The sequence below is a fragment of the Blastococcus sp. SYSU DS0753 genome, assembly GCF_054051175.1.
Genome location: NZ_JBJHAT010000019.1, coordinates 39781 through 65354, shown reverse-complemented (window position 1 = coordinate 65354; position 25574 = coordinate 39781). Strand labels below are relative to the sequence as shown.

General features: G+C 74.4%; 26 protein-coding genes and 1 tRNA gene. 8 read left to right on the top strand and 19 right to left on the bottom strand.

The genetic code is table 11. The features are described from left to right. Nucleotides 1-90: 90 nt before the first annotated feature. Nucleotides 91-1020: a serine hydrolase gene (locus ACI799_RS14620; RefSeq protein WP_456613360.1), complete on the top strand. Its 930-nt coding sequence runs from the start codon at nt 91-93 to the stop codon at nt 1018-1020. Nucleotides 1021-1029: 9 nt separating this feature from the next. Here the strand turns inward: ACI799_RS14620 and ACI799_RS14615 are convergent, their stop codons facing one another. Beyond that, a complete protein-coding gene (locus ACI799_RS14615) occupies nt 1030-1839 on the bottom strand; it encodes a GNAT family N-acetyltransferase (protein WP_456590837.1) in 810 nt (269 codons plus the stop codon). A gap of 113 nt (nt 1840-1952) precedes the next feature. On the opposite strand from ACI799_RS14615, the gene coaA reads away from it, so the two are divergent. Both coaA and ACI799_RS14605 read left to right on the top strand, forming a co-directional pair. After that, nucleotides 1953-2915, top strand: coding sequence for a type I pantothenate kinase (gene coaA / locus ACI799_RS14610; RefSeq protein WP_456590836.1), 963 nt, complete (start codon nt 1953-1955; stop codon nt 2913-2915). 203 nt (nt 2916-3118) lie between these two features. Next, the gene (locus ACI799_RS14605; RefSeq protein ID WP_456590835.1) at nt 3119-3322 is read left to right on the top strand and encodes a DUF5999 family protein; all 204 of its coding nucleotides are present in this window, start codon (nt 3119-3121) and stop codon (nt 3320-3322) included. A gap of 68 nt (nt 3323-3390) precedes the next feature. Here ACI799_RS14605 and gcvP read toward each other — a convergent pair whose 3' ends face one another. From gcvP to ACI799_RS14545, 12 genes are all read right to left on the bottom strand, one after another. Then, nucleotides 3391-6411 (bottom strand): aminomethyl-transferring glycine dehydrogenase, encoded by a 3021-nt coding sequence (gene gcvP, locus ACI799_RS14600; RefSeq protein WP_456590834.1) that lies wholly within the window; start codon nt 6409-6411, stop codon nt 3391-3393. A gap of 116 nt (nt 6412-6527) precedes the next feature. Further along, nucleotides 6528-7103, bottom strand: a complete 576-nt coding sequence (locus tag ACI799_RS14595) for a MerR family transcriptional regulator (protein ID WP_456590833.1) — start codon at nt 7101-7103, stop codon at nt 6528-6530. 249 nt (nt 7104-7352) lie between these two features. Continuing rightward, nucleotides 7353-7844: a bifunctional nuclease family protein gene (locus ACI799_RS14590; protein WP_456590832.1), complete on the bottom strand. Its 492-nt coding sequence runs from the start codon at nt 7842-7844 to the stop codon at nt 7353-7355. A gap of 116 nt (nt 7845-7960) precedes the next feature. Further along, a complete protein-coding gene (gene ftsR, locus ACI799_RS14585) occupies nt 7961-8695 on the bottom strand; it encodes a transcriptional regulator FtsR (RefSeq protein WP_456590831.1) in 735 nt (244 codons plus the stop codon). A gap of 76 nt (nt 8696-8771) precedes the next feature. Continuing rightward, the gene (gene odhI, locus ACI799_RS14580; protein WP_456590830.1) at nt 8772-9287 is read right to left on the bottom strand and encodes an oxoglutarate dehydrogenase inhibitor Odhl; all 516 of its coding nucleotides are present in this window, start codon (nt 9285-9287) and stop codon (nt 8772-8774) included. A gap of 259 nt (nt 9288-9546) precedes the next feature. Then, complete coding sequence (gene gcvH, locus ACI799_RS14575; protein WP_456590829.1) at nt 9547-9951, bottom strand: glycine cleavage system protein GcvH; 405 nt, start codon at nt 9949-9951, stop codon at nt 9547-9549. 89 nt (nt 9952-10040) lie between these two features. Then, the gene (locus ACI799_RS14570) at nt 10041-10817 is read right to left on the bottom strand and encodes a DUF881 domain-containing protein (RefSeq protein ID WP_456613359.1); all 777 of its coding nucleotides are present in this window, start codon (nt 10815-10817) and stop codon (nt 10041-10043) included. After that, entirely contained in the window at nt 10814-11146 is a 333-nt protein-coding gene (locus ACI799_RS14565; RefSeq protein WP_041775731.1) for a small basic family protein, read from the bottom strand. Before ACI799_RS14565 ends, ACI799_RS14570 begins: the two co-directional genes overlap by 4 nt. Before the next feature lie 4 nt (nt 11147-11150). Then, the gene (locus ACI799_RS14560; protein ID WP_456590827.1) at nt 11151-12050 is read right to left on the bottom strand and encodes a DUF881 domain-containing protein; all 900 of its coding nucleotides are present in this window, start codon (nt 12048-12050) and stop codon (nt 11151-11153) included. Continuing rightward, entirely contained in the window at nt 12047-12715 is a 669-nt protein-coding gene (locus ACI799_RS14555; RefSeq protein ID WP_456613358.1) for a CDP-alcohol phosphatidyltransferase family protein, read from the bottom strand. The genes ACI799_RS14560 and ACI799_RS14555 overlap by 4 nt, the downstream gene beginning before the upstream one ends. Before the next feature lie 181 nt (nt 12716-12896). Next, the gene (locus ACI799_RS14550) at nt 12897-14978 is read right to left on the bottom strand and encodes an elongation factor G-like protein EF-G2 (protein WP_456613357.1); all 2082 of its coding nucleotides are present in this window, start codon (nt 14976-14978) and stop codon (nt 12897-12899) included. Nucleotides 14979-15126: 148 nt separating this feature from the next. Further along, a complete protein-coding gene (locus tag ACI799_RS14545) occupies nt 15127-15648 on the bottom strand; it encodes a DUF2243 domain-containing protein (RefSeq protein ID WP_456600076.1) in 522 nt (173 codons plus the stop codon). Nucleotides 15649-15704: 56 nt separating this feature from the next. Here ACI799_RS14545 and ACI799_RS14540 point away from each other — a divergent pair, with 56 nt between their 5' ends. From ACI799_RS14540 to ACI799_RS14525, 4 genes are all read left to right on the top strand, one after another. Next, on the top strand, nt 15705-15905 hold the full coding sequence (locus tag ACI799_RS14540; protein WP_456590823.1) for a hypothetical protein: 201 nt from the start codon (nt 15705-15707) through the stop codon (nt 15903-15905). Between the two features lie 252 nt (nt 15906-16157). Then, the gene (locus ACI799_RS14535; protein ID WP_456613356.1) at nt 16158-18686 is read left to right on the top strand and encodes an HAD-IC family P-type ATPase; all 2529 of its coding nucleotides are present in this window, start codon (nt 16158-16160) and stop codon (nt 18684-18686) included. Between the two features lie 366 nt (nt 18687-19052). Then, nucleotides 19053-19436: a VOC family protein gene (locus ACI799_RS14530; protein WP_456613355.1), complete on the top strand. Its 384-nt coding sequence runs from the start codon at nt 19053-19055 to the stop codon at nt 19434-19436. Between the two features lie 40 nt (nt 19437-19476). Then, nucleotides 19477-19761, top strand: a complete 285-nt coding sequence (locus ACI799_RS14525) for a DUF1905 domain-containing protein (RefSeq protein WP_456613354.1) — start codon at nt 19477-19479, stop codon at nt 19759-19761. 49 nt (nt 19762-19810) lie between these two features. Here ACI799_RS14525 and ACI799_RS14520 read toward each other — a convergent pair whose 3' ends face one another. Further along, a complete protein-coding gene (locus tag ACI799_RS14520; RefSeq protein ID WP_456595687.1) occupies nt 19811-20440 on the bottom strand; it encodes a TetR/AcrR family transcriptional regulator in 630 nt (209 codons plus the stop codon). A gap of 66 nt (nt 20441-20506) precedes the next feature. Between ACI799_RS14520 and ACI799_RS14515 the strand changes: the two genes are divergently transcribed. Then, nucleotides 20507-21589: a flavin-containing monooxygenase gene (locus ACI799_RS14515; RefSeq protein WP_456613353.1), complete on the top strand. Its 1083-nt coding sequence runs from the start codon at nt 20507-20509 to the stop codon at nt 21587-21589. Between the two features lie 129 nt (nt 21590-21718). On the opposite strand, the gene ACI799_RS14510 is transcribed toward ACI799_RS14515, so the two are convergent. The 5 genes from ACI799_RS14510 to ACI799_RS14490 all read right to left on the bottom strand — a co-directional run bounded on the left by ACI799_RS14510 (nt 21719) and on the right by ACI799_RS14490 (nt 25555). Continuing rightward, nucleotides 21719-21792 (bottom strand) — tRNA-Pro (locus ACI799_RS14510). An 86-nt stretch (nt 21793-21878) separates the two neighbouring features. Further along, entirely contained in the window at nt 21879-23225 is a 1347-nt protein-coding gene (gene der, locus ACI799_RS14505) for a ribosome biogenesis GTPase Der (RefSeq protein WP_456600071.1), read from the bottom strand. Beyond that, on the bottom strand, nt 23222-23944 hold the full coding sequence (gene cmk / locus ACI799_RS14500; protein ID WP_456590778.1) for a (d)CMP kinase: 723 nt from the start codon (nt 23942-23944) through the stop codon (nt 23222-23224). The genes der and cmk overlap by 4 nt, the downstream gene beginning before the upstream one ends. Before the next feature lie 40 nt (nt 23945-23984). Beyond that, nucleotides 23985-24347, bottom strand: coding sequence for a chorismate mutase (aroH, locus tag ACI799_RS14495; RefSeq protein ID WP_456595690.1), 363 nt, complete (start codon nt 24345-24347; stop codon nt 23985-23987). A 131-nt stretch (nt 24348-24478) separates the two neighbouring features. Beyond that, nucleotides 24479-25555: an ABC transporter ATP-binding protein gene (locus ACI799_RS14490; protein ID WP_456590776.1), complete on the bottom strand. Its 1077-nt coding sequence runs from the start codon at nt 25553-25555 to the stop codon at nt 24479-24481. Between the last annotated feature and the right edge of the window lie 19 nt (nt 25556-25574).

The following is a 25574-nucleotide window of genomic DNA, read 5'->3' as shown; positions in this document are numbered from 1 at the left end:
CGCAGCCGGGCACCTCCGCGCTGCGACGACCCACCGACCAGATGTGATCCAACGTTGAACCGATCCTCGCGCGGTGGGTACCGCGCGGGCATGGCGACGACGTCCTGCGGTCCCCCGGGCGCGACCGGCCCGGCGCGCGAGCCCCACCGGTACCGCGCCGGGCGGCTGGTCACCTCGCTCCCGGCGCTGCTGGTCGCCGTGCTCGTGGCCGCCGTGCTCGCCCCGGCCCCCGCCGGGGCTCGGGGTCCGTCACCGGAGGAGGTCGTCTCCGCCGTGGTGGACGCCTACGAGGTGGCCGGGACGCTCGCTGTGGCGGTGGCCCGGCAACCGGAGCCACCGGGCGACCACTCCCCCCGGTCGGCCGAGGCGGCCGCGGCGCGGATGGCCGCCTACCGCGCGGACAACGGGGAGGCGGCGCAGCGCCCGATCCCCGGGGCGTCGATGGTGAAGCTCTTCATGGCCGCGGACATCCTGCACCGCGCACGGGCGGGTCGCCTCGCACTGGACCGCGAGGACTTCGCCCTGCTGCAGGCCATGATCCGGCGGTCCGACGATCCCGCCGCCTCGCAGCTGTGGGTGCGGTACGGCGGGCCACGGATGGTGGTCGACGTCGCCGAGCGGTACGGGCTCTCGAGCACCCATCCGCCGGCCGAGGCCGGGCAGTGGGGCCGGACGCTGACCAGCGCCCGGGACCTGGCCCGGTTCCTGACGCTGCTCCCCGCGCTCGCACACCCCGCGGACGCGTCGGCGCTGTTGGCGTGGATGCGGCTGGCGACACCCACGGCGGCCGACGGCTTCGACCAGAAGTTCGGCGTCTTCGGGGCCGTTCCCGGGCGCCCCGCGGTCAAGCAGGGCTGGATGTGCTGCGTCGACGGCAACCGCCACCTGCACTCGGTCGGGGTGATCGGGCGCAGGGTGGTGGTCCTGCTCAGCGAGGTCCCGGCGTCGGTGGGCTACGACGAGGCCCGCGCCGCCCTGGACGCCGCGGCGGCCGAGCTGCCCTCGGCCCGGGACTCCTGACCTCCGGGCTCAGTCCTGCGGGAGCTCGGCCACGGCCGTGGTCGCGACCCGGGCGAACCCGATGCGCTCGTACACCCGCGCCACGTCGTCGTCACCGGCAGCCAGGAAGACCAGGTCGGCGGTCTCCCGGGCGTGCGCGGCCAGCGCCGAGGCGACGCCGGCGCCCAGCCCGCGGCCGCGCAGCCGCGGCAGCGTCGCGACCCCGACGATCTCGCTGACCTCGGTGCCGTCGACGTCGACGGGCTGGTGGGAGCCGACCGCGACCGGCTGGCCGTGCTCGATGGCGACCATCATCACCGTCCGGCCGTCGGCGATCCGCTCGCGCAGGACGGCGGTCCGCCGCTGCGCCTCCGCCGACGACTCCAGTGGGACCTCGTGCACGTCGGCGGCACCGCCGGGGTGGGCGAACGCCAGCGCGGCGACGTGCTGGTAGTGCGGCAGCTCCGGGTCGTCGGCGCCGACCAGGAAGAGCCGGACCCCGGCCGGGAGGACGACGTCGACGGGGTCGGCGGCCACGAGCAGCGGAAGCTCCTCGACGGTCATCCCGACGGCTCGGACGGCGACCCCCACCTCCGGCGAGCACTCCAGGATCCACTCCAGCGCCGCCGGCACCCCCGCGGCCTGCTGCAGCGCGATCGCGGCGCGCACGTCCTCGGCGGTCACCTCGTCGCCGCCGCGGCGCGGGCGGGCCGGATAGGGCCAGGCGGGATCGGCGAGCGGGACGTCCAGCGCCCCGGCGGCCTCGATCCGCGCGTCCGGCTGGGGCGCGGCGGCGAAGTAGCGCTCGATGCACTCGAGCGTTCCCGGACGGGTCGGCACGCCAGAACACTAGACCCGCCCCGGCCCGGCGGGCCCCCGCCCACCCGCCGGCCGCTGCCGGCCACCCGCCCGGGTGACCCCGCGCGCACGCCGCCGGCGGGGTGGACGGCACGATGGGGCGCGTGACGGCTGGCACTCGAGGCTCCATCTCGCCCTATGCGGCGTTCGACCGCGACTCGTGGCGAGCGCTCGCGGCGGGCACGAGCCTGCCGTTGGACGCGGCGGAGCTGGAGGACCTGGCCTCGCTGGGTGACCGCATCGACCTGGACGAGGTGGCCACCGTCTACCTGCCGCTGGCCCGGCTGCTGAGCCTGCACGTGACGGCCAGCCGTCGGCTGTGGGCCGCGCAGAGCGAGTTCCTGGGCGACACCACCGCCAAGGTGCCGTTCGTCATCGCCGTCGCCGGCAGCGTCGCCGTCGGCAAGAGCACCACGGCCCGGCTGCTGCAGACGCTGCTCGCGGCCACGCCGGGCGCCCCCCGGGTCGACCTGGTGACGACCGACGGATTCCTCCTCCCCAACGCCGTCCTGGAGGAGCGCGGCCTGCTCGGCCGGAAGGGGTTCCCGGAGAGCTACGACCGCCGGGCACTGCTGCGTTTCCTGGCCGACGTGAAGTCCGGCCGCGAGGAGGTGTTCGCGCCGGTGTACGACCACCAGTCCTACGACATCGTGCCCGGACGGGTGCAGGCGGTCGACCGACCGGACATCCTCGTGCTCGAGGGGCTCAACGTGCTGCAGGCCGGACGCCGCACGGACGGTTCCGCGCCCGACATCTTCCTCTCGGACTTCTTCGACTTCTCCGTCTACGTCGACGCCGCCGAGGCCGACATCCAGCGCTGGTACGTCGAGCGGTTCCTGGCGTTGCGCCGGACGGCGTTCCAGGACGCCACGGCCTACTTCCACCGCTTCGCGGCGCTGACCGACGACCAGGCGCGGGAGACGGCGCTGGGCATCTGGTCGGCGGTGAACGGGCCGAACCTGCGGGACAACATCGCACCCACCCGGTCCCGCGCCCGCCTGGTGCTGCAGAAGTCCGCCGACCACTCGGTCCGCAGGGTCCTGCTGCGCAAGCTCTGACCACGCGACACGCCGCCGGCACCGGCGCACCCACCCGAGCCCGGCAACCGCCAGGGCAGGACCTGACGACCCCGACGAGTGAGACTGTGACCCGCCTCACGTGACCTGGGGGCACCGACGTGCCGACACTGTTGATGTCCGGTGATCGGACAAGTACAGCCAGTGACTGCCGGTGTTCCCCGGCGAAACGGATGTGAGCTCCCATGTGCACCCACCGCACCCCGTGCCCCGAGCCCGCCAGCGAGGCCCGCGACCTCGCCGCCGTGGTGCGCAGCCGCCCCGAGCAGGGGTGGCGGCTGCTCTGCAACGGCGTCGTCCTGTTCGACGACGACGGTGAGCTGCTGCCCGACGGCCAGGCCGTTCCCGACCACCACGTCTGGCTGGCGCCGGAGCCCGTCGGCGCGTAGCCGCCGCCCGCCTCGCGCCCCGCGGCGTCGCCCGAGCCCCCCGTCGATCCGGCGGGGGGCTCGGGGCCTCAGCGGGCGGCGCCCACGACGTCGGCGGTGGTTCCCAGGTCGTCGGGCGCCCCCTGTGCCCGGTCGGGCACTGCGCCGGGCACCTCCTGCGGCTCCGGCTCGGCGAACGCCTCCGGCGGCGGGCAGGAGCAGACCAGGTTCCGGTCACCGTAGGCCTGGTCGATGCGGCGCACGGGGCTGAGGTAGCCGCGACCCCGCAGCGCCGGCACGGGGAACACCGCCTCGCTGCGCGGGTAGGGCCGGCCCCACTCCCCCGCCACCATCGACAAGGTGTGCGGGGCGTTGCGCAGCGGGTTGTCCTCCCGGTCGTACTCGCCGGTGGCCACCTTCTCGATCTCCCCGCGGATGTGCACCATCGCGTCGACGAACCGGTCCAGCTCGGCCTTGTCCTCGCTCTCGGTCGGCTCCACCATGAGGGTCCCGGCGACCGGGAAGCTCATCGTCGGGGCGTGGAAGCCGAAGTCGATGAGCCGCTTGGCGATGTCGTCGTTGGTGACGCCGGAGGCCTTCGTCAGCGGGCGGATGTCGAGGATGCACTCGTGGGCCACGAGCCCGTTCGTCCCGGTGTAGAGCACCGGGTAGTGCTCGCGCAGCCGGGTGGCCACGTAGTTGGCCGCGAGGATCGCGTGCTGGGTGGCCCGGGTCAGGCCGTCGGGTCCCATCAACCGCATGTAGGCCCAGGAGATCGGCAGGATGTCCGCCGAGCCCCAGGGGGCGGCGGAGACGACCGGACCGGAGGTGCCGGTGTCCACGACCGGATGCCCGGGCAGGAACGGCACCAGGTGCTCGCGCACGGCGACCGGGCCGACGCCGGGGCCGCCGCCGCCGTGCGGGATGCAGAAGGTCTTGTGCAGGTTCAGGTGGCTGACGTCGGAGCCGAACCGGCCGGGCCGCGCGAGCCCCACCATGGCGTTGAGGTTGGCCCCGTCGACGTAGACCTGCCCGCCGGCGTCGTGCACGGCGGCGCAGATCTCCTGGATGTCGGTCTCGAAGACGCCGTGGGTCGACGGGTAGGTGATCATGATCGCGGCCAGCCTGTCGGCGTGCTGGTCGACCTTGGCGCGCAGGTCGGCGAGGTCGACGTTGCCCGCCTCGTCGCAGGCCACCACGACCACCCGCATGCCCGCCATCACCGCGCTCGCGGCGTTCGTGCCGTGCGCCGAGCTGGGGATCAGGCAGACGTCGCGCAGCTCCTCGCCCCGGCTGCGGTGGTAGCCGCGGATGGCCAGCAGCCCGGCGAACTCCCCCTGCGACCCGGCGTTGGGCTGCACGCTCACCGCGGCGTAGCCGGTGACCTCGGCCAGGCCGGCGCACAGCTCCTCGATCAGCCGGGCGTAGCCGCGGGCCTGGTCGGCGGGCGCGAACGGGTGCAGGTTCGCGAACTCCGGCCAGGTGATCGCGGCCATCTCGGTGGCCGCGTTGAGCTTCATCGTGCACGAGCCCAGCGGGATCATCGTGCGGTCCAGCGCCAGGTCCTTGTCGCTCAGCGAGCGCAGGTAGCGCAGCATCGCGGTCTCCGAGCGGTGCGCGGCGAAGACCGGATGGGTGAGGAAGGGCGTCCGGCGACGCAGCTCCGGCGGCAGCGCATCGGCCCCGTCGTCGGCCAGGGCCGCGTCGTCCGCGGCCACGCCGAACGCCGCGGCGACGTCCCGGAGGACCGCCGGCGTCGTCGTCTCGTCACAGGCGACGGCGACGGTGTCGGCGTCGACCTGGCGCAGGTTGATCCGGCGCTGCGCGGCGGCGGCGACCACCTCCGCCGCCCGTCCGGGCACGGAGACGCAGACGGTGTCGAAGAAGCGCTCGTGCACCAGCCGCAGGCCGCCGGCGGTCAGCCAGCCGGCCAGCGCGGTCGCGCTGCGGTGCACCCGCGCCGCGATCGCCGTCAGGCCCTCGGGGCCGTGGTAGACGGCGTACGCGCCGGCCATCACGGCCAGCAGCACCTGGGCGGTGCAGATGTTGCTGGTGGCCTTCTCCCGGCGGATGTGCTGCTCGCGGGTCTGCAGGGCCAGGCGGTAGGCGACGTCGCCGTCGGCGTCCACGGAGACGCCCACCAGTCGGCCGGGCAGCTGCCGCGCCAGGCCTTCACGCACGGAGAGGTAGCCGGCGTGCGGCCCGCCGAAGCCCATGGGGACGCCGAAGCGCTGGGTCGTGCCGCAGGCGACGTCGGCGCCCCACTCCCCCGGCGCCTCCAGCAGCGTGAGCGCGAGCAGGTCCGCGGCGACGACCACCGAGGCCCCCGCCTCGTGCGCGGCCGCGGCGAGCGCCCGGTGGTCGCGGACCGCGCCGCTGGCACCCGGGTAGGACAGCAGCACGCCGAACGCCCCCGCCTCGGGGAGGTCCGTGGGCCAGCCGTCCGACAGGTCGGCGACGTGCAGGCGGATGCCGAGCGGCTCGGCGCGGGTCTGCAGCACGCCGAGGGTCTGCGGCAGCGTGTCGGCGTCGACGACGAAGACCGCGTCCGCCGTGGCGCGGCCGGCGCGCCGCACCAGCGTCATCGCCTCGGCGGCGGCCGTCGCCTCGTCCAGCATCGAGGCACCGGCGACCGGCAGGCCGGTCAGGTCGGCGACGGTGGTCTGGAAGTTGATCAGGGCCTCGAGCCGCCCCTGGCTGATCTCGGGCTGGTACGGCGTGTAGGCGGTGTACCAGGCCGGGTTCTCCAGCACCGTCCGCTGGATCACCGGCGGGGTGACGGTGCCGGAGTAACCGAGGCCGATCATCGAGGTGAAGACCTCGTTGGCCGCGGCGCGCTCGCGCAGCAGCCCGAGGACGGCGGCCTCACTCTCCGCGGGCGGCAGGTCGAGCGGCGCCCGGTCGCGCACGCCCTCGGGGATGCAGGCGTCGACCAGCGACTCCAGCGACGGGTGCCCGACGACCTCGAGCATCGCCGCGGTGTCGCCGGGGCGTGGCCCGATGTGGCGGCCGGTGAAGGAGCCGGCGGGGTCGAGGGCGTTCAACGAGGGCAGCGGCCCCGCGAACGGTGCGGAGGTCTTCCCGGTGGACGCGGCGGCGCGGTCGGTCACTGCTCGGACGGTACCAGCGGGCCGTCCCCGCGATCGCGTGCGCGCCGGGCCCGAGCGGGCGACCCGGGCAGCAGAGAGCCCCGCCCACGACCGCGGACGGGGCTCGTCGCGTTGAACTACGCCGTCGCGGCGCGGCGCCGGCGGCGCATGGAGAGCTCGTCGTCGGACGGGACGACCTGGCCACCGTCGATCCGCTCGGCCGGCAGCTCCGCCAGCTCACCGGAGAGTTCCCGCAGCGCGCCGGACACCGCGATCCCGAAGACGCCCTGACCGCCGGCCAGCAGGTCGACGACCTCCTCCGCGGAGGTGCACTCGTACACCGTCGCCCCGTCGGAGAAGAGCGTGACGTTCGCCAGCTCCTTCACCCCGCGCTGGCGCAGGTGGTCGACGGCCTTGCGGATGTTCTGCAGCGAGACGCCGGTGTCCAGCAGGCGCTTGACGACCTTGAGCACCAGGATGTCGCGGAAGGAGTACAGCCGCTGGGTACCCGACCCGGTGGCGCTGCGGACCGACGGGGACACCAGGCCGGTGCGCGCCCAGTAGTCCAGCTGGCGGTAGGTGATGCCGGCAGCGGCGCAGGCGGTCGGACCGCGGTAACCGACCAGGTCGGTGTCGACCTGGTCGTACTGCGGCGCCCCGACGGCGGCGTCGCTGAACAGCTGACCCTGCGAGCCGTTGCCCTGGTCGCTCACGTCCAGCGTCCTCCTCTGTCCCGCCACCGGAGCGGCAGGTCGACGGCTCCACACCCCCGGACCTCAGGTGTCACACCGTTGTTGTTCGCTGACGGTAAGCCGGGCCCGGAGGCCGGTCAACTGAGCGGGGCGGCGTGTCGTCACACCAGCACCATTTCGGGTGATGGTCGGGCACGGGCCTGCCGATAGGACCTGGAGGCCCACCTGACGCCCGCCCGGGCGCATGCGCTCCGGGCCGGCGTCGACCGGCTAGGCCGACCCGCCGCCGGAGCCCGAGCCGGCACCGAAGTCCTCCGGCGAGATCTGGTCGAGGAACTCGCGGAACTTCTCGACCTCGTCCTCCTGCTCGTCGGGGATCTCGATGCCCACCTCGTCCAGCAGGTCCTCGGCCCCGAAGATCGGCGCCCCGGTGCGGACGGCGAGCGCCACGGCGTCCGAGGGGCGGGCGCTGACCACCCGGTCGTCACCGAAGACCAGCTCGGCGATGTAGATGCCGTCGCGCATCTCGGTGATGTTGACCGCCTCCAGCTCCGCGCCGAGGGTGCGCACCACCTCCCGGAGCAGGTCGTGCGTCATGGGCCGGGCGGGACGCACGCCCTGCTGCTCGAACGCGATCGCCGCCGCCTCGACGGCGCCGATCCAGATCGGCAGGTAGCGCTCGCCCTGCGTCTCCTTCAGCAGCAGGATCGGCTGGTTGCCGGGCAGTTCGACGCGGACACCGACGACTCGAAGCTCCTGCACGGTGGCTGCTCCCTCGGCTGCGGCCCGCGGTCGGGCGGGCGGATCGGACAGGCGGCCGGCGACTGCCGGGACATCGGTCGGGCGCGGACGGCGACGGCGTCCACGGTACGCCGCCCTCAGGGGCGCAGGAGGTCGCGCAGCCGCGTCTCGAGCAGGGCCGTGTGCAACTGCGCGGAGAGCGCGGCCAGCTCCTGCAGCTTCTCGGTGGCCCGTGTCCGGGCCTCCTCCGACCGCGCCCGCAGGACGGGGGCGACGAGCTGCTCGACGAGGCCGGCCTCGCGCTCCACGGCGCTGCGGTAGACCCGCAGGTGCCGCGGCTCGATGCCGTGCCGGGCCAGCCCCGCCGCCGCCCGGGCGATGGGGAGGTCCGCGGCAGGGTGCCGGCCGTCGGCGTCGGTGCTGAGCAACCCGAACTGCACGCAGTCGGCGAGCTGCTCGGGCTCCAGCCCCGCGGCCCGGGCGAACTGCTCGGCGGTCAACGGGGCCGCGGCCCCCTCCTCGGTGGAGGCGGGGGGCAGCGGCGCCGACGCGCCACCGGTGCCGGGCAGCGGCTCACCGCGGTCCAGCGCGTCCAGGTGGTCCTTGATCACCCGCAGCGGCAGGTAGTGGTCGCGCTGCGCGGTGAGCACGTACCGCAGCCGGCTCACGTCCGCCCGGGAGAACTTGCGGTACCCCGACGGCGTGCGCTGCGGGTGGACCAGGTCCTCGGACTCCAGGTAGCGGATCTTGCTGATCGTCACGTCGGGGAAGTCGTCGCGCAGCACTGCCAGCACCTCGCCGATGGTCAGGCGCGGCGCGTGCTGGTCGCCGGCGTCCCCGAGCGCACGTTCGCGCTCGGGCACGGCGGTCACGCCCCTCTCTCCCCGGGACGCCCTGTCGGTGTCCCGGTCCGCGGTCCCCACATGCGGAAGATCGCCGGTCGGCGCACTAGCGAGCGGCCGGCTCGCCCGTGCGCGGGCCGGTCAGGTACACCAGGCGGAACTTGCCGATCTGCACCTCGTCGCCACCGGCCAGGGTGGCGACGTCGACGGGCTCGCGGTTGACGTAGGTGCCGTTGAGGCTGCCGACGTCGTGCACCGAGAAGCCCCCGCCCTCGCGGTGGAACTCGACGTGCCGGCGGCTGACGGTGACGTCGTCGAGGAAGATGTCGCTGTCGGGGTGCCGACCGGCCGTGGTGACGTCCTGGTCGAGCAGGAACCGGCTCCCGGCGTTGGGGCCGCGCTTGACCACCAGCAGGGCCGAACCGGCCGGCAGCGACTCCACGGCGCCCGCGTGCGCGTCCGCAGCCTCGGTGACCTCGGGCTGCTCGCCGGACTCCTCACCGCCGACCTTCGGGATCACGCTGGTGGCCTCGCCGACGCGCTCGGGGGCCAGCGCCGCACCGCACTGCGCGCAGAAGCGACTGCCCTCGGGGTTCTCGTGGCCACATCGAGTGCAGTGCACGTTGCGTCTCCTCCGGTGCGAGGGGCCCGCCGCGGACCTGGAACTGGCCGCGGGCGGCCGGCGGACGGTGGGCCGGGCGGCCCGCCGTGGGTCGGCCGCCGCGGGGGCGGCGGACCGTGGGTCATGGAACCAGCCGGTCGGCCCGAGGGTCAACCGGAGGTGCAGGGCCGGGGGGCGGGTTCACCGCAGGTGCCCCGCTGTTCCCAGCCCCACGCGATCATAGTGATCGATGCCGGGAGTCAGCCTCCCGGCGGGCCGGTCACGAGCCGTCGACCACGGCCTGGTAGGCGTCGGCGTCGAGCAGCTGCCCGATCGGGTCGCCGCCCTCCCCCGGCACGGCGATGTCGACCAGCCAGCCCGCGCCGTACGGGTCCGCGTTGATGGTCTCCGGGGCATCGGTGAGGCGGTCGTTGACCGCCGCCACGACGCCCGCCACCGGCGCGTAGACGTCGGAGACCGACTTGGTGGACTCCACCTCGCCGATCGGGGCGCCGGGGGCCACCTCGGCCCCCACCTCGGGCAGCTGTACGAAGACGATGTCCCCCAGGGCGTCCTGGGCGTGGTCGGTGATGCCGACCCGGACGACGGTGGACGTGCCGTCGGTCCCCTGCACCAGCGCCCACTCGTGCTGGTCGGTGTAGCGGCGGTCGTCGGGCGTGGCCATGCGGGCGATCGTCTCCCGGTGAGGTGATGGAACGGCCTCGGTGCAGGGGCCCACCTCGAGCGGAGCGAGAGGTGGGGGCACCGAGGTCCTTAGTCGGTCTCGGGCGAAGCGTATTGAGGGCGGTCCAACGGCCGCAACGCGTCCACGACGAGCTCGGGCGACTGGGCGATCTCCACCCAGCCGCCACGCCGCTCGATCCGCTGCACCACTCCGCCGGGGATGTTCATGGCCGTCGCCATGCTCTGGGGATCCCCCAGGACCACGAACTCGTACGGCGAGCGCAACGACGTCCCGTCGACACGGAGGTCGCCGGTCGTCCCGGTGACGGCGCTGGACAGCCCGATGCGGACGTCGTCGACCTGCATCGTCTCCGCGCCGGCCCCGCGCAGTTCCTGGATCACGTCGAGGAGGTCGGACACCCGGACGGCCCCAGCGGGGTCGCTGACGGAGAGGGCGATGCCAGGCCCCTGCGCCGGCAGCGTGCCGCCCAGGATGCCGAGGGCCTCGGCGCGGCGGCGGGCCTCCTGCAATGCGGCCCCGGTCTGGCTGCCCGAGCCGTTGAGCTCGCGGAGCGCCGCCCGCTGCTCCGTCAGCTGGGCCCGCAACCGCTCCTCCCGGCTGTTGAGCTCGTCGAGGATGCGCACGAGGTCCTCCTCGCGCGCGCCGGCCAGCATCTGCGCCTCGTCGGCGTTGCGCACCTGGACCGCGAGCGCGAACCCGAGCAGGAGGGTCAGCACGCCGATGAGCGCCGCCGCCAGGCGATCGGGGCGCCGCCGCGCGGCCGGGTCGGGAGGCGCGCCGGCGGCGTCGGGCCCGTCCGGTCCCGCGACAGCTCCCGGTGGGGCGGGTGGCCGGTCCGCCGTCACGCGCGGAAGACGTGCCGCCGGATGGCGGCCGCGTTGCCGAAGATGCGGATGCCGAGCACCACGACGACCGCCGTGGACAGCTGCGCGCCCACCCCCAGCTGGTCGCCCAGGAAGACGATGAGCGCGGCCACCACCACGTTGGAGACGAACGAGATCACGAACACCTTGGCGTCGAAGATGCCGTCGAGCCGGGCCCGGAAGCCGCCGAACACGGCGTCGAGGGCGGCCACGACGGCGATCGGCAGGTAGGGCTGCAGCCACAGCGGGACGGTCGGGTCGAAGAGGAGGCCGAGGAGGACGCCTGCGGCGAGACCGAGGATCGGGATCACGTCGTCAGCCTCCGGGGCTGGGCTCGGTGCCGGGGACCCGGCGGGGGGTGACGGGCTCGGCGAAGCGCAGCTCCGGCGGGTTGGCGGCCGGCAGGGACAGCTCGTCCTCCTTGGCGAACTCGAACCGCAACCCCGCGGACGCGGAGAACGAGGCCAGCGCACGCACCTCGGGGTTGGCGAGGAAGGCGTTGGCCAGCGCGTCGGGGTCGCCGATGGCGCTGACCCGGTAGGGGTTGGTGACCGGGCGGAAGTCGACGAGCACCGCCTCGCCGGCGAACCGGATGGCGCTGGTGGGGCCGAGGCGCTGGCCGTTGATGCTGATCGCCTCGGCGCCGGCGGCCCAGAGCGCGTTCACCACGAGCTGCAGGTCGCCGTCGGCCACCTGCACGTTCCGGGCATCCGCGGCGCTCCCGGCGAGCGGGTCGTCGTCGGCCTCGGCCTCGGCGTTGGCCAGCGTGACGAGCAGCCCCGGCCCGGCGACGGCGACGGCGGCGGTGCCCTGCTCGGCCCGCGCGAGGGCGTCCAGCGCGCGCTGCCCCACCGCCGTGGCGGCGAGCAGCTCGTCGCTGGTCCGGCTGACCTCGGCGCGCAGCTCCTCGAGCCGCGCGGTCAGGTCGTCGCTGAGGGCCGACTCGTCCTGGATGTCGCTGACCAGCGCCTCGCGGATCTCCTGCCGTCCCTGCGCCTTGGCGGCGGCCTGGTCGTAGGTGACCGCGGCCAGCAGGCCCGCGGCGGCCATCGTGAGCGCGACCAGGACCCGCCCCCGGCCTCGCCGGGGTGCCTCTCCCCCGGCCTTGCGCGCGGCCGCGTCGGCGTAGGCAGGGTCGAGGGTCTCGGCGAGGACGTCGTCGAGCAGGGAGGCCCCCAGCGAGCGGACGCCACCGGCCGGGCGCGTGCCGGTCACGGCGAGTTCCGGGAGGCCGCCGACCGGTCCGCGGCGAGCAACCCCACGACCTGGACGACGTAGAAGATGCCGGCCAGCAGGTAGAGCGCCGTGCCCCAGATGGTGAGCGCCCAGGCGAACGGCGCGGCGACGGTGGCCAGCGGACCGTTCCCGTCGGCGAGCAGCAGCACCGGGAAGGCGTAGAGCAGCAGGAGCGTGGCCGCCTTGCCCAGGTAGTGCACCTGCAGCGGCGGGTAACCGTGCGCCCGCAGGAGCAGCAGCATGAGGCCGAGGACGAGCTCCCGGCCCAGCAGCAGCGCCACCAGCCACACGGGCACGACCTCGCGCAGCGCCAGCGCGACCAGGGTGGAGACGATGTAGAGCCGGTCCGCGGCCGGGTCCAGCAGGGCACCCAGGCGGCTGCCCTGGTCCAGCCAGCGGGCGAGCTTGCCGTCGAGCCAGTCGGTGAAACCGGAGACCATGAGGACCACGAGGGCCCAGCCGTCCTCCTCCGGGCCCAGCAGGAGCCACAGGAACAACGGCACGCCGAGCAGCCGCAGCACCGACAGCGCGTTCGGGAGCGTCCAGACGCGGTCCGGAAGGGCCTGGCGGTCGGGCAGCGCGGCCGGCGTCGTCCGGGACGGGGGTACGGGTACGGCAGCCGACGGCCCGTTCGACGACGTCACGTTCCCTCCAGTGCCAGCACGACCGTGCCCGAGGCTAGTAGAAGGACCCCTTGCCCCCCACCACTCGCCTGCTCGCGGCGGGTCCCTGCCGGGAGCCACCGGCCCCCTCGTCGCTCGCAGGCTCGCGGCGGGCCTCCGGACGGGCCACGGCGGGCCCGCCCACTCGCCGGGACGGCGTCGCTCAGGCCGGCACGGCGACCGCCGCGGGAGCCGGCTCGTACCCGAGTGGGCGGCGGTCGAAGGCGCCGGTGCCGTGCGTGACCGATCGCAGCACGCCGGGGTAGCCCAGCAGCTCGGCCTCCGGCACCTCGGCGTGCACGGTGGCCCGGTCCCGGCCCGGGTCGGCCTCGGTACCCGTCACCCGCGCCCGGCGGGACGACAGGTCGCTCATCACCGCGCCCACGAACTCGGCCGGAACCCGGACGCGGATCTCGCACCAGGGCTCCAGGATCCGGGTGCCGGCCGCGTTCGCCAGCTCCCGCAGGGCCAGGGCGCCGGCGGCCTGGAAGGCGGCGTCGGAGGAGTCCACCGAGTGGGCCTTGCCGTCGACGAGGGTCAGCCGGACGTCGACGAGCGGCCGGTCACCGGTCACCCCGCGCGCGGCCTGCGCGCGGATGCCCTTCTCGACGCTGGCGTGGAACTGGACGGGCACGGTGCCACCGACGATGCGCTGCTCGAAGACGATCCCGGAGCCCGGCTCCCCCGGCTCCCCCTCGACGACGACGACGGCGTACTGGCCGTGCCCGCCGGACTGCTTGACGTGCCGGCCGGTCACCCGCGCCTGGCCGCGGAGCGTCTCCACCAGGGGGACCCGCACCGGGACCGGGGTGACGGCGACGCCGTGGCGGCTGCGCAGCCGCTCCAGCAGCACCTCGGCGTGCGCGTCCCCCACGCACCAGAGCAGGAGCTGCCCGGTGTCGGGACGCCGCTCCAGCCGGACGGTGGGGTCCTCCGCGACGAGCCGGGCCAGGGCCGTGGCCAGCCGGTCCTCGTCACCGCGGGAAGCAGCCTCCACCGCCACCGGCAGCTGCGGCACCGGCAGTTCCCACGGGGGGACCAGCCGGGGTTCCTCCGGCGAGCTCAACGTGTCGCCGGTCTCGGCCGTCGCCAGCCGGCCGACCGCGCAGACGTCGCCGGCGGGGCACGCCGCGACCGGCCGCAACGCGGAGCCCAGCGGTGCGGAGAGGACGCCGATCCGCTCGTCGGCGTCGTGGTCGGGATGCCCCCGCTCCGCGAGCCCGTGGCCGGAGACGTGCACGGCGACGTCCGGTCGCAGGGTGCCGGAGAAGACGCGGACCAGCGAGATCCGGCCGACGTAGGGGTCGGTGGTCGTGCGGACCACCTCGGCGACGAGCGGGCCGTCGGGGTCGCACTGCAGCGGCGGCGCGGGTGACCCGTCGGGCCGGGTGACCGGCGGGCACCCGTGCTCGGTCGGCGAGGGGAGGGCGGCCACGACGAGCTCGAGCAGTTCGTCGATGCCGACCCCGGTGAGCGGGGCGGCGCAGAGGACGGGGTGGAAGTGCCCGCGGGCGACGGCCGTCTCCAGGTCGGCCAACAGGTCGGGGACGGCGAGCTCGTCGCCGGCGAGGTAGCGCTCCATGAGGGTCTCGTCCTCGCTCTCGCCGATGATCCCCTCGATCAGCTCGGCGCGGAGGCGGTCGGCGTCCTGGTCGCCGGTGCGGGCGGCGTCGAGATGCGGCTCCAGGAGCGAGACCAGGCCGCGCGCGGCGCCGTCCGGCCCGCGGTCGACCAGGTGCACCGGGTACACCCCCTCCCCCAGCATGAGCTGGCAGAGACGCACGGCCTCGGCGACGTCGGCACGCGGCCGGTCGATCTGGGTGAGCACCACGGCGCGTGGCAGGCCCACCGCGGCGCACTCCTCCCACAGCTGGACGGTGCCGGCGTCCACCCCGCTCACGGCCGAGACCACGAAGAGCGCCGAGTCGGCCGCCCGCAGCCCCGCTCGCAGCTCGCCGACGAAGTCGGGGGAACCCGGGGTGTCGAGGAGGGTGATCCGGTGGCCGTCGTGCTCGACGGCGGCCACGCCCAGGGAGACCGACCGCTGCTGGCGGATCTCCACCTCCTCGGTGTCCAGGCAGGTGGTCCCCTCCTCCACCCGCCCGGCGCGCGGGACGGCCCCGGTGGCCGCGAGCAGCGCCTCCGCCAGCGTCGTCTTGCCGGCGCCGGCCCGGCCGACGAGGGCCACGTTGCGCACCAGCGCGGGCGGGCGGGGAGCGGGAGCCGGGGGGATGTCCTTGCCCATGGACCGACCTCAGCCGTCGGAGCCGCGTGCGGGAACGGGATGTGCTGCGCGGGCTGCCACGGTGCCTCCTGGTGCTGATGTGTCGTGCGTCACAGCCTGCCCTGGGAGGTGGGTGGCGGACAAGACCCCCGGCCGGGGGCCGGCCCCCTCAGGTCTCCCGGACGCCGGCGCGCGCGGCGAGGCGGCGCACACCGCGACGGTGCAGCAGCCACCCGCCCCCGATCAGCAGCACTCCCGACGCCAGGAACGCCAGGTCCCAGCCCAACGGGCCACCGAGGTCGTCGCGGACGTGGTGGATGCCGAGGAGCTGGTGGTTGATCAGCCCCTCGACGAGGTTGAAGATCCCCCACCCGACGAGCACGAGGCCGAAGTGGAAGCTCCAGCTCGGCGCCAGCCGGTCGCGCCGCCAGGCGACGAGGGCGGTGATCGTGCCGGCGAAGGCGAGCACCCAGGTCGCGGCGTGGAAGAGGCCGTCGGCCAGCGTGTTCACCTCCAGGGCGGCGAGCGTCGTCGGCTCCTCCACGGCGCTCACCATGTGGTGCCACTGCAGGATCTGGTGCAGCACGATCCCGTCGACGAAGCCGCCGAAGCCCAGCCCATACAGCAGCCCGGTCGCCCGGTCGGGCATCCGCCGGGAGCGCCGGCCGGTGGTGTCGCGTGCGGTGGCCATGGCCGCTGCGCTACCCCGTGGCCACGGGCGCACGCGCGGGACGCATGCTGGTCGGCATGAGCAGCGACCACGCCGCCGGCCGCGACCAGCACACCGGGCGGGCGCACGCCGTCCTCCGCAGCACCGCCGACCTGCCGGCGCCCTGGGCCGCGGTCTGCGGCGCATCGGTCGGCGTCATCCAGGGGAAGTGGGACGGACCCCGGGGCCTGGGCTCGGCCGACCCCTGCCCCGAGTGCCGCCGCATCACGGGGACCTGACGCCGCTCCTCCCCGGCGTTGCCGCGCGGTTCGTCGGCGTCTGTCCGGATCGTGGTTCTGTTGGGCATAACGGTCGCCCTGCGGTGCGGCACGCCTGCCGCGTCGGCGGCGCCGGACCCCGCGGCCGGCCGGGGCGGCGCCGCCTGTGCGTCTGCTGGGTGGTCCGCGTGTGCGCGGGCGGCCGCCGGCCGCGCCCGGCAGACTCCGGGGTGGCCCCGCTCACCCGGTCGGGCCCGGGTCGGAGGAAACCGGATGGACGTGCAGGAGTCGGGTTCCGCGGTGGGCGGGAACGCGGCGGTGGGACTGAGCCAGCGGGAGGCCGAGGCCCGGCGACGGCGCGGCGAGGGCAACGTCAGCGTCCGCGCGTCGTCCCGCGGCTACGCGCAGATCCTCCGCACGAACGTCTTCTCGTTCTTCAACGTGATCCTGTTCGTCATCGGCGCGGCACTGCTCGCCCTCGGCCGGTACAGCGACGCCTTCACCAGCGTCGGTCTCGGCCTGGTCAACGCGACGATCAGCGCCGTGCAGGAGATCCGGGCCAGGCGGAAGCTCGACCGGCTCCAGCTGCTGCACCGCAGTCTGGTGACGGTCGTGCGCGACGGCACGCACGTCGAGGCGCCGCCGGAGGAGGTCGTCCGCGGCGACGTCGTCCACGTCCGCCCCGGCGACCAGCTCGTCGTCGACGGGCCGGTCCTCGACGGTGGCCGGGTGGACGTCGACGAGTCCCTGCTAACCGGGGAGTCCGAGCCACTGCAGAAGGGGCCCGGGGACGACCTGCTGTCGGGCAGCTTCTGCGTCGGCGGCGAGGGGTACCAGCTCGCGCGTGACGTGGGCGCCGCCAGCTACGCCGGCCGGCTGACCGCCGACGCCCGCCGGTCCACCACCGACCGGACACCCCTGCAGCTGCGCATCGAGTTCGTGGTCCGGCTGGTGATGCTGCTGGTCGCCCTGATGAGCGCCACCATCCTGTTCCAGGCCGCGCTGGAAGGCCTCTCCCTGGTCCGGGTGGTGCAGACCACCGCGGTGCTCTCCGGCCTGGTCCCCTACGGGCTGTTCTTCCTTGTGGCCGTCGCCTACACCGTCGGCGCGGCCCGGAGCAGCGGGCGGGGCGCTCTCGTGCAGCAGACCAACGCCGTCGAGTCGGTCAGCCACGTCGACGTCGTCTGCACCGACAAGACCGGCACCCTGACGACCGGCCGGCTGGCCCTCGCGGAGGTGCACCCGGTCGGCATCCTCGACACCGCGGCGGCCGGGGAGCTGGTCGGCTCCCTGGCACGCAGCACGGCGGCGCCCAACCTGACCACCACCGCGCTCGCCGACTCCCTGCCCGGCCGGGCGTGGACGGTGCACGAGGAGATCCCCTTCTCGTCGTCGCTGCGGTGGAGCGCCGTGCGCGCCGACGACGGCGTGCACGTCCTCGGCGCGCCGGACCGCCTGGCCCCCCACCTCTCCGGGCCGCCGCTCACCGAGGCGGTCGGCGCGCGGACCGACCAGGGGCTCCGGGTCCTGGTCGTCGCCCGCGCCGCCGCGCACGCGCCGCTCCGGGACGACGCGGGGCGCCCCCGCCTGCCCGCCCTCGAGCCGGTCGCCCTCGTGTCCCTCGCCGACGAGTTGCGCCCGGACGTCCCGGAGACGATCGCCCGGTTCGCCGGCGGCGGGATCGACCTCAAGGTGGTGTCGGGCGACGACGCGCGGACGGTCGCGGCCCTGGCGCGGCAGGCCGGGCTGGACGCCGGGGTGCCGGTGACCGGTGCCGAGCTCGACGGGATGACGGACGCGGAGCTGGACCGGCTGGCCGTCCGGGCGACGGTGTTCGGCCGCATCGCGCCCGAGCAGAAGGAGCGGCTGGTCGACGCACTGCGCCGGCAGGGACGCTACGTCGCCATGATCGGCGACGGGGTGAACGACGCCCGGGCTCTCAAGCGGGCGCACGTGGGCGTGGCGATGGGGAGCGGCAGCGCCGTCGCCCGGGACGTCGCCGACATCGTGCTGACCGAGGACTCCCTGGGGGCGCTGCTGCCCGCCCAGCACGAGGGGCGGCGGATCATCGACGGCATCGGGACCTCGATGCAGGTCTTCCTGTCCCGGGTCGCCACGCAGGGCCTGGTGATCCTCGCTGTGACGATGCTCGGCCTGGGGTTCCCCTACTCACCGGCGAACGTCGGGCTGACGCTGCTCACCGTCGGCGTCCCGACGCTCTTCCTCACCGCATGGGCGCGACCGACGGCGCCGGACCCGGACCTGCTCCCGAACCTCGGGCGGTTCGTCGTCCCGGCAGCGGTGGTGACGGCCGCCGGCGGCGTCGCGCTCTACGCCTACCACTACACCTTCCTGTTCGAGGGGCTCGGCCGCACCGGCACACCCGCGGAGGTGCTCGCCGCGTTCGAGCGCTACACCGGGCTCTCCTCCGACGACGTGGGGTTCGCCGAGGCGGCGGCCACGATCGGGGCCCAGACCGCGCTCTCCACCTTCGTCTCGTTCGCCGCGTTCCTGCTCATCCTCTTCCTCAAGCCACCGAACCGGTGGTTCGCCGCCTGGACGCGGCCGGACGGCGACAAGCGCCCGGCGATCCTCGTCGCCGGGCTCGCCGCGGTGTTCACCGGCGGTCTGTTCGTCCCCGCGGTCAGCGACTACTTCGGCCTCACGGGCGCCGCCGACCCGGTGTTCTTCACCGTGCTGCCGGCCCTGGTGCTGTGGTTCCTCGTGCTGAGCGCGGCCTACCGGTTCCGGGTGCTCGAGCGCGCCCTGGGGCTGACACGCCCCGGCGCGGCTGCGCTCTGATCCGACGACGCCCGGGGCGGCCGCCCTGACCAGGGTGCGGGCGGAGGGTGCCGGGGATGCGGTCAGCACCTCACCTCCGGCCCGGCGACCGGCGCGCATCGACCGAATCTCCGAGGCCCTGGGTGCTCCCCATGACCACCGCGCACCGGGCCGTGCCGGACGCCGCTGCGGTCACCGCCACGAGCACGGCCATCCGGCGGGAGGCGTCCCGGTCCGCCCCCCCGACGAGAACGGCCACCGGACGGCAGATACCGGACGGCCGCCGCACGGCGCACTGCCTGCCCCGCACCGTTCCCGTCAGAGGTCTTTCCTGCGGGACGACCGCCCGGGCGATGAGTTTCCGGTCGAGGCGCCGTCTGAGGCGGTATGACGATGACGACGAGAGTGTTGAGTGTCTCCGTTCCGGTGGCTGACCAGGACGCCGCGCTGAGGTTCTACACCGAAGTGCTGGGCTGCGAACTCCGCACCGACGTGGAGGTGTGGCCGGGCGCGCGGATGATCGAGGTCGCCCCGCCGGGCTCGAGTGTCGCCCTGGTGCTCCTCCCCCCCGACAGCACGATCCCGATCGCGATCCGATTGGGCACCTCCGATGCTCAACGGGCCCACGACAGGGTCCGCGAGGCCGGCGCGACCCTGCACAACGAGGAGCTGGTGCGGATGGAAGGGGTCCCGGCGATGTTCTCCTTCACCGACCCCGACGGCAACGGGCTGGTCTACCTGGAGGACTCCAACCAGAGCCAGCTCCGATAGGCCCGACAGCCCCCGCACAGCAGCGCGAAGGAGTACTCACATGGCAGATCCCCGCCCCCTGGACATCACGTTCACGGCCCGGCTGGGCAAGGTCCGACCGTCAGACACCTGGACCTGTGTCCAGCTGCCGGAGTCAGCACGGATCTTCGGGACCCGTGGCCTGGTGAAGGTTGCCGGCACCGTCGACGGGCACCCGTTCACCGGAGCCTTCATGGCCCTGGGAGACGGCACCCACAAGCTCCCCGTGGCTGCGCCGATCCGCACGGCCATCGGCAAGGACGACGGAGACGACGTCGAGGTCCACCTGACCGAGCGACTGTCGTAGGCGAGCGATGCCTCAGGCGTGTCGAGCCTGCGGGTGGCGATCATCGTGGTCATGGTGGTGCAGACCCCACCCGCCCGCGGAGCTCATCGCCCGATCGGCCGGGGGCACCCGCGGCGGAGCTGATCCCCTGGACCGCCTGGCGCAGTCGAGCGGCGGCCCCGGCCGGCTCCGGTTGGCCGGCGTCCAGCCAGGTCAACACGGCGGCGATCGTGACCGTCGGGGCCAGCCGTGCAGCCCACCGGGCCCACCCCGGATCGGGGATGGAGGGGGCGAGGTGGTCGTGTGCCGTGGCGGTCATCTCGGCGGTGAACACGTCGACCTCGGCGCGGAAGGCCGGCTCCCGCGCCGCGTGGTGGAACAGCAGCCGGAACCCGTCGGGATCGCCGGCCGCGGCGGTGAGCAGGTCGTCGATGATCCGCTCGGTGTAGGGCGGGTCGCCCACGGCCGCATGCAGCCGTGCCCGCGCGCGTTCCAGCACCGCCCGGTAGAGGTGGGCCTTGGACTCGAAGTGCCGGTAGAGGATGGCCCGGCTGATTCCTGCCGCGGCGGCCACGCCGTCCAGGGTGGTGTCCTCGAAACCGGCGGCACCGAACGCGCTCGTGGCCGCCGCGAGGATCTGCTCTCGCCGCTCGGCGCGCGGAAGTCTGCGCCCCGGAGGCGTGCTGGCCACGGCGTTCACCCCACCACTGTAGACGTAGGCATGTATACCCTGGCGTCGACAACTGGTTGACCGGGGGGAGCGGACATGGCTGCGACGGCGGACGACCGTGTCGTCCAGACCGTGGTCGTCGGCGCGGGCCAGGCCGGCCTGGCCGTCGGTTTCCACCTGACCCGCCGTGGCCACGACGTCGTCCTCCTCGACGCCGCCGACGCCGTGGGCGACAGTTGGCGGGAGCGGTGGGACTCGCTGCGCCTGTTCACCCCGGTCGGCTTCGACTCGCTGCCGGGCCTGCCCTTTCCCGGCCGGCGCTCGGACCATCCGACCAAGGATGCCGTGGCTGACTACCTGGCCCGCTACGCCGAGCACTTCGAGCTACCGGTGCGGCTGGGCACCCGAGTGCAGGCCGTGCATCGCGCAGGTGCGGAGTTCGTGGTCTCCACCGACCGTGGGCGCTGGCGGGCCGGCGACGTCGTCATCGCTACCGGCGCACACCACAGACCGTTCGTCCCGACCTTCGCCGCTCACCTGGACCCGGGGTTGGTCCAGGTCCACGCGGCGCACTACCGCCGTCCCGCTCAGCTGCCGGCCGGTGCGGTCCTGGTGGTGGGAGCGGGCAATTCCGGGGCTGAGATCGCCCTTGATGTGGCGACCGACCCCACGGAGCAGCGCACCGTACATCTGGCCGGACGCGACGTCGGGCACATCCCGCACCTGGGGCCGTGGACCTTCCAGGTGCTGCAGCGCCTCGGCCGCCTCGGCGCCGTCCTCGCCCGACGCGGACTGGGTGGGCACGGCGATCCCCTCGGCCGCGTCCGCCCCGAGCAGCTGGCGACCGCGGGCGTGCAGCGACACCCTCGGGTCACCGGCACCTGTGACGGGATGCCACTGCTCGCCAACGGTCGCACCCTCGCCGTCACCGCTGTCGTCTGGGCCACCGGCTTGCGCCCCGACTACAGATGGCTGCACCTCGACGTCCTCCACTCGGACGGCCGGCTGCGTCACCGCGGCGGGGTCGTCGACGACTGCCCCGGCCTGTACGCGGTCGGGCTGCCCTACCAGCGCTCGATCACCTCCCACCTACTCGGGGGTGTCGGTGCCGATGCCCGCCACGTCGCCGACCATCTGCTCGCACGAGACGGGCCCGACCAGCGCGCTCTGCCCCGCTGATCGATCGTCGAACGGTGAGAGCTTCGCCGGAGGCAGTACGCAGCTCGTTGCTGTACTGGTCGACCCGGAGCACGGCAGGGGCGGGCCGACCTCGTGGTCGGCCCGCCCCTGACCTGCGACGTCACACTGTCGGGCTGACAGGATTTGAACCTGCGACCCCTTGACCCCCAGTCAAGTGCGCTACCAAGCTGCGCTACAGCCCGCGTGCCGCCCGCCTCCCGGGACTTCCCGGGCCGCGAACAACCGCCCGAGAAGGTTACCGCACGGCCACCGAGGCCCGTGACGGTGGTCAGCCGCGCTTGCCGTCCTTGTCCCGCCCCTCGCGGACCTTCACCGAGATCTCGATGGGCGTGCCGTGGAAGCCGAACTGCTCACGCAGCTTCCGCTCCAGGAACCGGCGGTAGCCGGCCTCCAGGAAGCCGGTGGAGAAGACGACGAACCGCGGGGGCCGGATGTCGGCCTGCGTGACGTACTTGATCTTGGGCGCCCGGCCTCCGCGCGCCGGCGGCGGGGTCTCCTGCACCAGCGCCCGCACGAAGGTGTTGAGCTCGGCCGTGGGCACCCGGGTCTCCCAGGAGGCCAGGGCGGCCCGCAGGTGGTCGGCGAGCTTGCTGACGCCGCGGCCGGTGGCGGCGGAGATGTTGACCCGCGTGGCCCACTTGACCCGGGCGAGCTCGCGCTCGATCTCGCGCTCCAGCTGGTAGTGCCGGTCCTCGTCGAGGGTGTCCCACTTGTTGATCGCGATGACCAGCGCCCGGCCGGCCTCGACGACCTGGCTGATCACCCGCTGGTCCTGCTCGCTGATCACCTCGTCGGCGGCGAGCAGCACGACGGCGACCTCGGCCGCCTGGATCGCCGCCTCGGTGCGGAGGCTGGCGTAGTACTCCATGCCGCTGGCGGTGTTGACCTTCCGGCGCAGCCCCGCGGTGTCGACGAACCGCCACTCCTCGCCACCGAGCGTGACGATCGAGTCGACCGGGTCGACCGTGGTCCCGGCGACGGAGTCGACGACCGAGCGCTCCTCCTTGGCCAGTCGGTTGATCAGGCTGGACTTGCCGACGTTGGGCCGGCCGACCAGCGCCACGCGGCGCGGCCCGCCCTCCTCGTCCTGCTCGCGCGGCGCCTCGGGCAGTGCGTCGAGGATCAGGTCGAGCAGGTCGCCGCTGGCCCGGCCGTGCAGCGCGCTGACCGCCTGCGGCTCCCCCACGCCCAGGCTCCACAGCTCGGCGGCGTTGGCCTCGCTGCGCTCGTCGTCGACCTTGTTCGCCACCAGGATCACCGGGCGGTCGCTGCGCCGGAGCACGCGGGCGGCCGCCAGGTCGGTCTCGGTGGCGCCCACCTGGCTGTCGACCACGAGGACGATGACGTCGGCGGTCTTCATGGCGTACTCGGCCTGCCGGGTGATCGAGGCCCCCAGGCCGGCGGCCTTCGGGTCCCAGCCACCGGTGTCCACCACGGTGAACCGCTTGCCGTTCCACAGCGCCTCGTAGGCGATGCGGTCCCGGGTCACGCCCGGGGTGTCCTGCACGACGGCGGCGCGCCGGCCCAGAACCCGGTTGACCAGCGTCGACTTGCCCACGTTGGGCCGGCCGACGATGGCCACCACCGGGAGTGGCGCGCCCTGCTGCTCGGTCACGACCGCTGCCCCACGGCGACAGCGGACTCGGCCAGCGCCACGATGCGGTCGACGACCTGGGCCTGGGAGAGCTCGCTGCTGTCGACGACGACGGCGTCGGCCGCCGGGCGCAGCGGGCTGTCGGCCCGGCTGCTGTCGTACTCGTCGCGGCGGCGCAGGTCGGCGGCGAGCGCCGCGATCTCTGCCGGGTCGGTGACGCCCAGCTGCCCCGCGCGCCGCTGCGCGCGCACCTCGGGTGCGGCCGTCAGGTAGATCTTCAGCGTGGCGTCGGGCAGGACGACGGTGCCGATGTCGCGGCCCTCGACCACCACGGCGTCGGCCCCGGCCACCAGGGCCCGCTGCTGGTCGACCAGCTGGCGGCGGACGGCGGGCACGGCGGAGACCGCCGACACCGTCCGGGTCACCTCGGCGCCGCGGATGCGCGCGGCGACGTCGGCACCGCCGACCTCGACCCGCTCCGTCCCGGCCTCGGTGCCGACGACGATCCGCGCCTCGGCGACGGTGCGGGCCACGGCCTCGGCGTCGTCGGGATCGATCCCGGCGTCGAGCACGGCGACGGTGGCCGCGCGGTACATCGCGCCGGTGTCGAGGTAGGCAGCGCCCAGCCGGGCGGCGACGCCACGGGCGACGCTGGACTTGCCGGTCCCCGACGGGCCGTCGAGGGTCACCGACCCGCGGAAGGGGGTCTGGGGGGTGGTCATGTGCTCCTGCTCGGTCATGGGGCCTGCTCGTGCATGGGGTCGCGGTCGCCGGGCCCGGTCACTGCGCGATGTCCCGCCGCAGCGCCACGGCGCCGCGCAGGTAGACGTGCTGGATCTCCGCCCGCGGCTTCGGCGTCTCGACGTGCGCCATGAGACGGAGCACGCGTGGCAGGGCGTGGGGCACGGCGATCTCGGTGGCGCACATGAGCGGCACGCCCCCCATGCCGAGCTCGCGGGCAGCCAGCGCCGGGAACTCCGAGACGAGGTCGGGGGTGGCGGTGAACAGGATGCTGATCACGTCGTCGTGCTCGAGCTCGTTGCGGTCGAGGACGGCGGCCACCAGCTCGCGGGTCGCCTCGAGCACCTGCTCCCGGTCGTCGGCCTCGACCTGGGTCGCGCCCCGGATGGCTCGGACGGCCATGCACTCTCCTCGCTCGCGTTCCCCCGCCTCCCGGGGACCCCACGAGTCTAGGGAGCGCCCGCCACCCCTTCTCCCCCGCGCGCGGCGGGCCCGGCCCGACGACCCGCGTCCGGGCCGCCGGGCCGGGGGTCTCAGCCGCCCAGCCGGGCGCCGGTGCTCCTGTCGAACAGGTGCACGTGGCCGGGGCGGGGGCGCACGTGCAGCAGCTCGCCCTTCCGCGGCGGGGTGCGCCCGTCGACGCGGGCGCAGAGCAGCTGCTCCTCGTCCCCGGCGGTCGTCCGGCCGTAGACGTAGGCGTCGGCGCCGAGCTCCTCGACGACGTCGACCTCGACCGCGAGCCCGGACCGGGCCACCTCCAGGTCCTCCGGCCGGACCCCCAGGGTCACCACCGCGTCCGATGTCCCGCCGAGCACCTCCCGGCCCACCGGGTGCACCTCGTCGCCGAAGGACACACCACCGTCGACCACCGGCAGCGTGAACAGGTTCATCGCGGGCGAGCCGATGAACCCGGCCACGAAGACGTTGGCCGGCCGGTCGTAGAGGTCGCGCGGCCGGCCCACCTGCATGAGCAGCCCGTCCTTGAGCACCGCCACCCGGTCGCCCATCGTCATCGCCTCGGTCTGGTCGTGGGTGACGTAGACGGTGGTGATGCCCAGCCGCCGCTGCAGAGCGGCGATCTGGGTGCGGGTCTGCACGCGCAGCTTCGCGTCGAGATTGGACAGCGGCTCGTCCATGAGGAACACCTGCGGCTGCCGGACGATCGCCCGCCCCATCGCCACCCGCTGCCGCTGCCCGCCCGACAGCGCCTTGGGCCGGCGGTCGAGGTACGGCTCCAGGTCCAGCAGCTTCGCCGCCTCCCGCACCCGTTCGGCGATCTCGGCCTTCCCCTGGCCCGCCATCTTGAGCGCGAAGCCCATGTTGTCCGCGACCGTCATGTGCGGGTACAGCGCGTAGTTCTGGAACACCATCGCGATGTCGCGGTCCTTGGGCGGCACGTCGGTGACGTCGCGGTCGCCGATGAGGATCCGGCCGTCGGTGACGTCCTCGAGACCGGCGAGCATCCGCAGCGACGTCGACTTGCCGCAGCCCGACGGGCCGACCAGGACCAGGAACTCGCCGTCCTCGATCTGCAGCTCCAGGCCGTCCACCGCGGGTCGTTCGGCGCCGCCGTAGACGCAGCTGGTGTGCTCGTAGGTGACCGAGGCCATGGGTTTCCTCTCGCGCGCG

Excerpts from the sequence above, each read along its gene's own strand:
- ACI799_RS14620 (WP_456613360.1), top strand. The coding sequence starts at position 91 with ATGGCGACGACGTCCTGCGGTCCCCCGGGCGCGACCGGCCCGGCGCGC.
- coaA (WP_456590836.1), top strand. The coding sequence starts at position 1,953 with ATGGGGCGCGTGACGGCTGGCACTCGAGGCTCCATCTCGCCCTATGCG.
- ACI799_RS14605 (WP_456590835.1), top strand. The coding sequence starts at position 3,119 with ATGTGCACCCACCGCACCCCGTGCCCCGAGCCCGCCAGCGAGGCCCGC.
- gcvH (WP_456590829.1), bottom strand. The coding sequence starts at position 9,951 with ATGGCCACGCCCGACGACCGCCGCTACACCGACCAGCACGAGTGGGCG.
- ACI799_RS14550 (WP_456613357.1), bottom strand. The coding sequence starts at position 14,978 with ATGGGCAAGGACATCCCCCCGGCTCCCGCTCCCCGCCCGCCCGCGCTG.
- ACI799_RS14545 (WP_456600076.1), bottom strand. The coding sequence starts at position 15,648 with ATGGCCACCGCACGCGACACCACCGGCCGGCGCTCCCGGCGGATGCCC.
- ACI799_RS14540 (WP_456590823.1), top strand. The coding sequence starts at position 15,705 with ATGAGCAGCGACCACGCCGCCGGCCGCGACCAGCACACCGGGCGGGCG.
- ACI799_RS14535 (WP_456613356.1), top strand. The coding sequence starts at position 16,158 with ATGGACGTGCAGGAGTCGGGTTCCGCGGTGGGCGGGAACGCGGCGGTG.
- ACI799_RS14530 (WP_456613355.1), top strand. The coding sequence starts at position 19,053 with ATGACGATGACGACGAGAGTGTTGAGTGTCTCCGTTCCGGTGGCTGAC.
- ACI799_RS14525 (WP_456613354.1), top strand. The coding sequence starts at position 19,477 with ATGGCAGATCCCCGCCCCCTGGACATCACGTTCACGGCCCGGCTGGGC.
- ACI799_RS14515 (WP_456613353.1), top strand. The coding sequence starts at position 20,507 with ATGGCTGCGACGGCGGACGACCGTGTCGTCCAGACCGTGGTCGTCGGC.
- cmk (WP_456590778.1), bottom strand. The coding sequence starts at position 23,944 with ATGACCGAGCAGGAGCACATGACCACCCCCCAGACCCCCTTCCGCGGG.
- aroH (WP_456595690.1), bottom strand. The coding sequence starts at position 24,347 with ATGGCCGTCCGAGCCATCCGGGGCGCGACCCAGGTCGAGGCCGACGAC.
- ACI799_RS14490 (WP_456590776.1), bottom strand. The coding sequence starts at position 25,555 with ATGGCCTCGGTCACCTACGAGCACACCAGCTGCGTCTACGGCGGCGCC.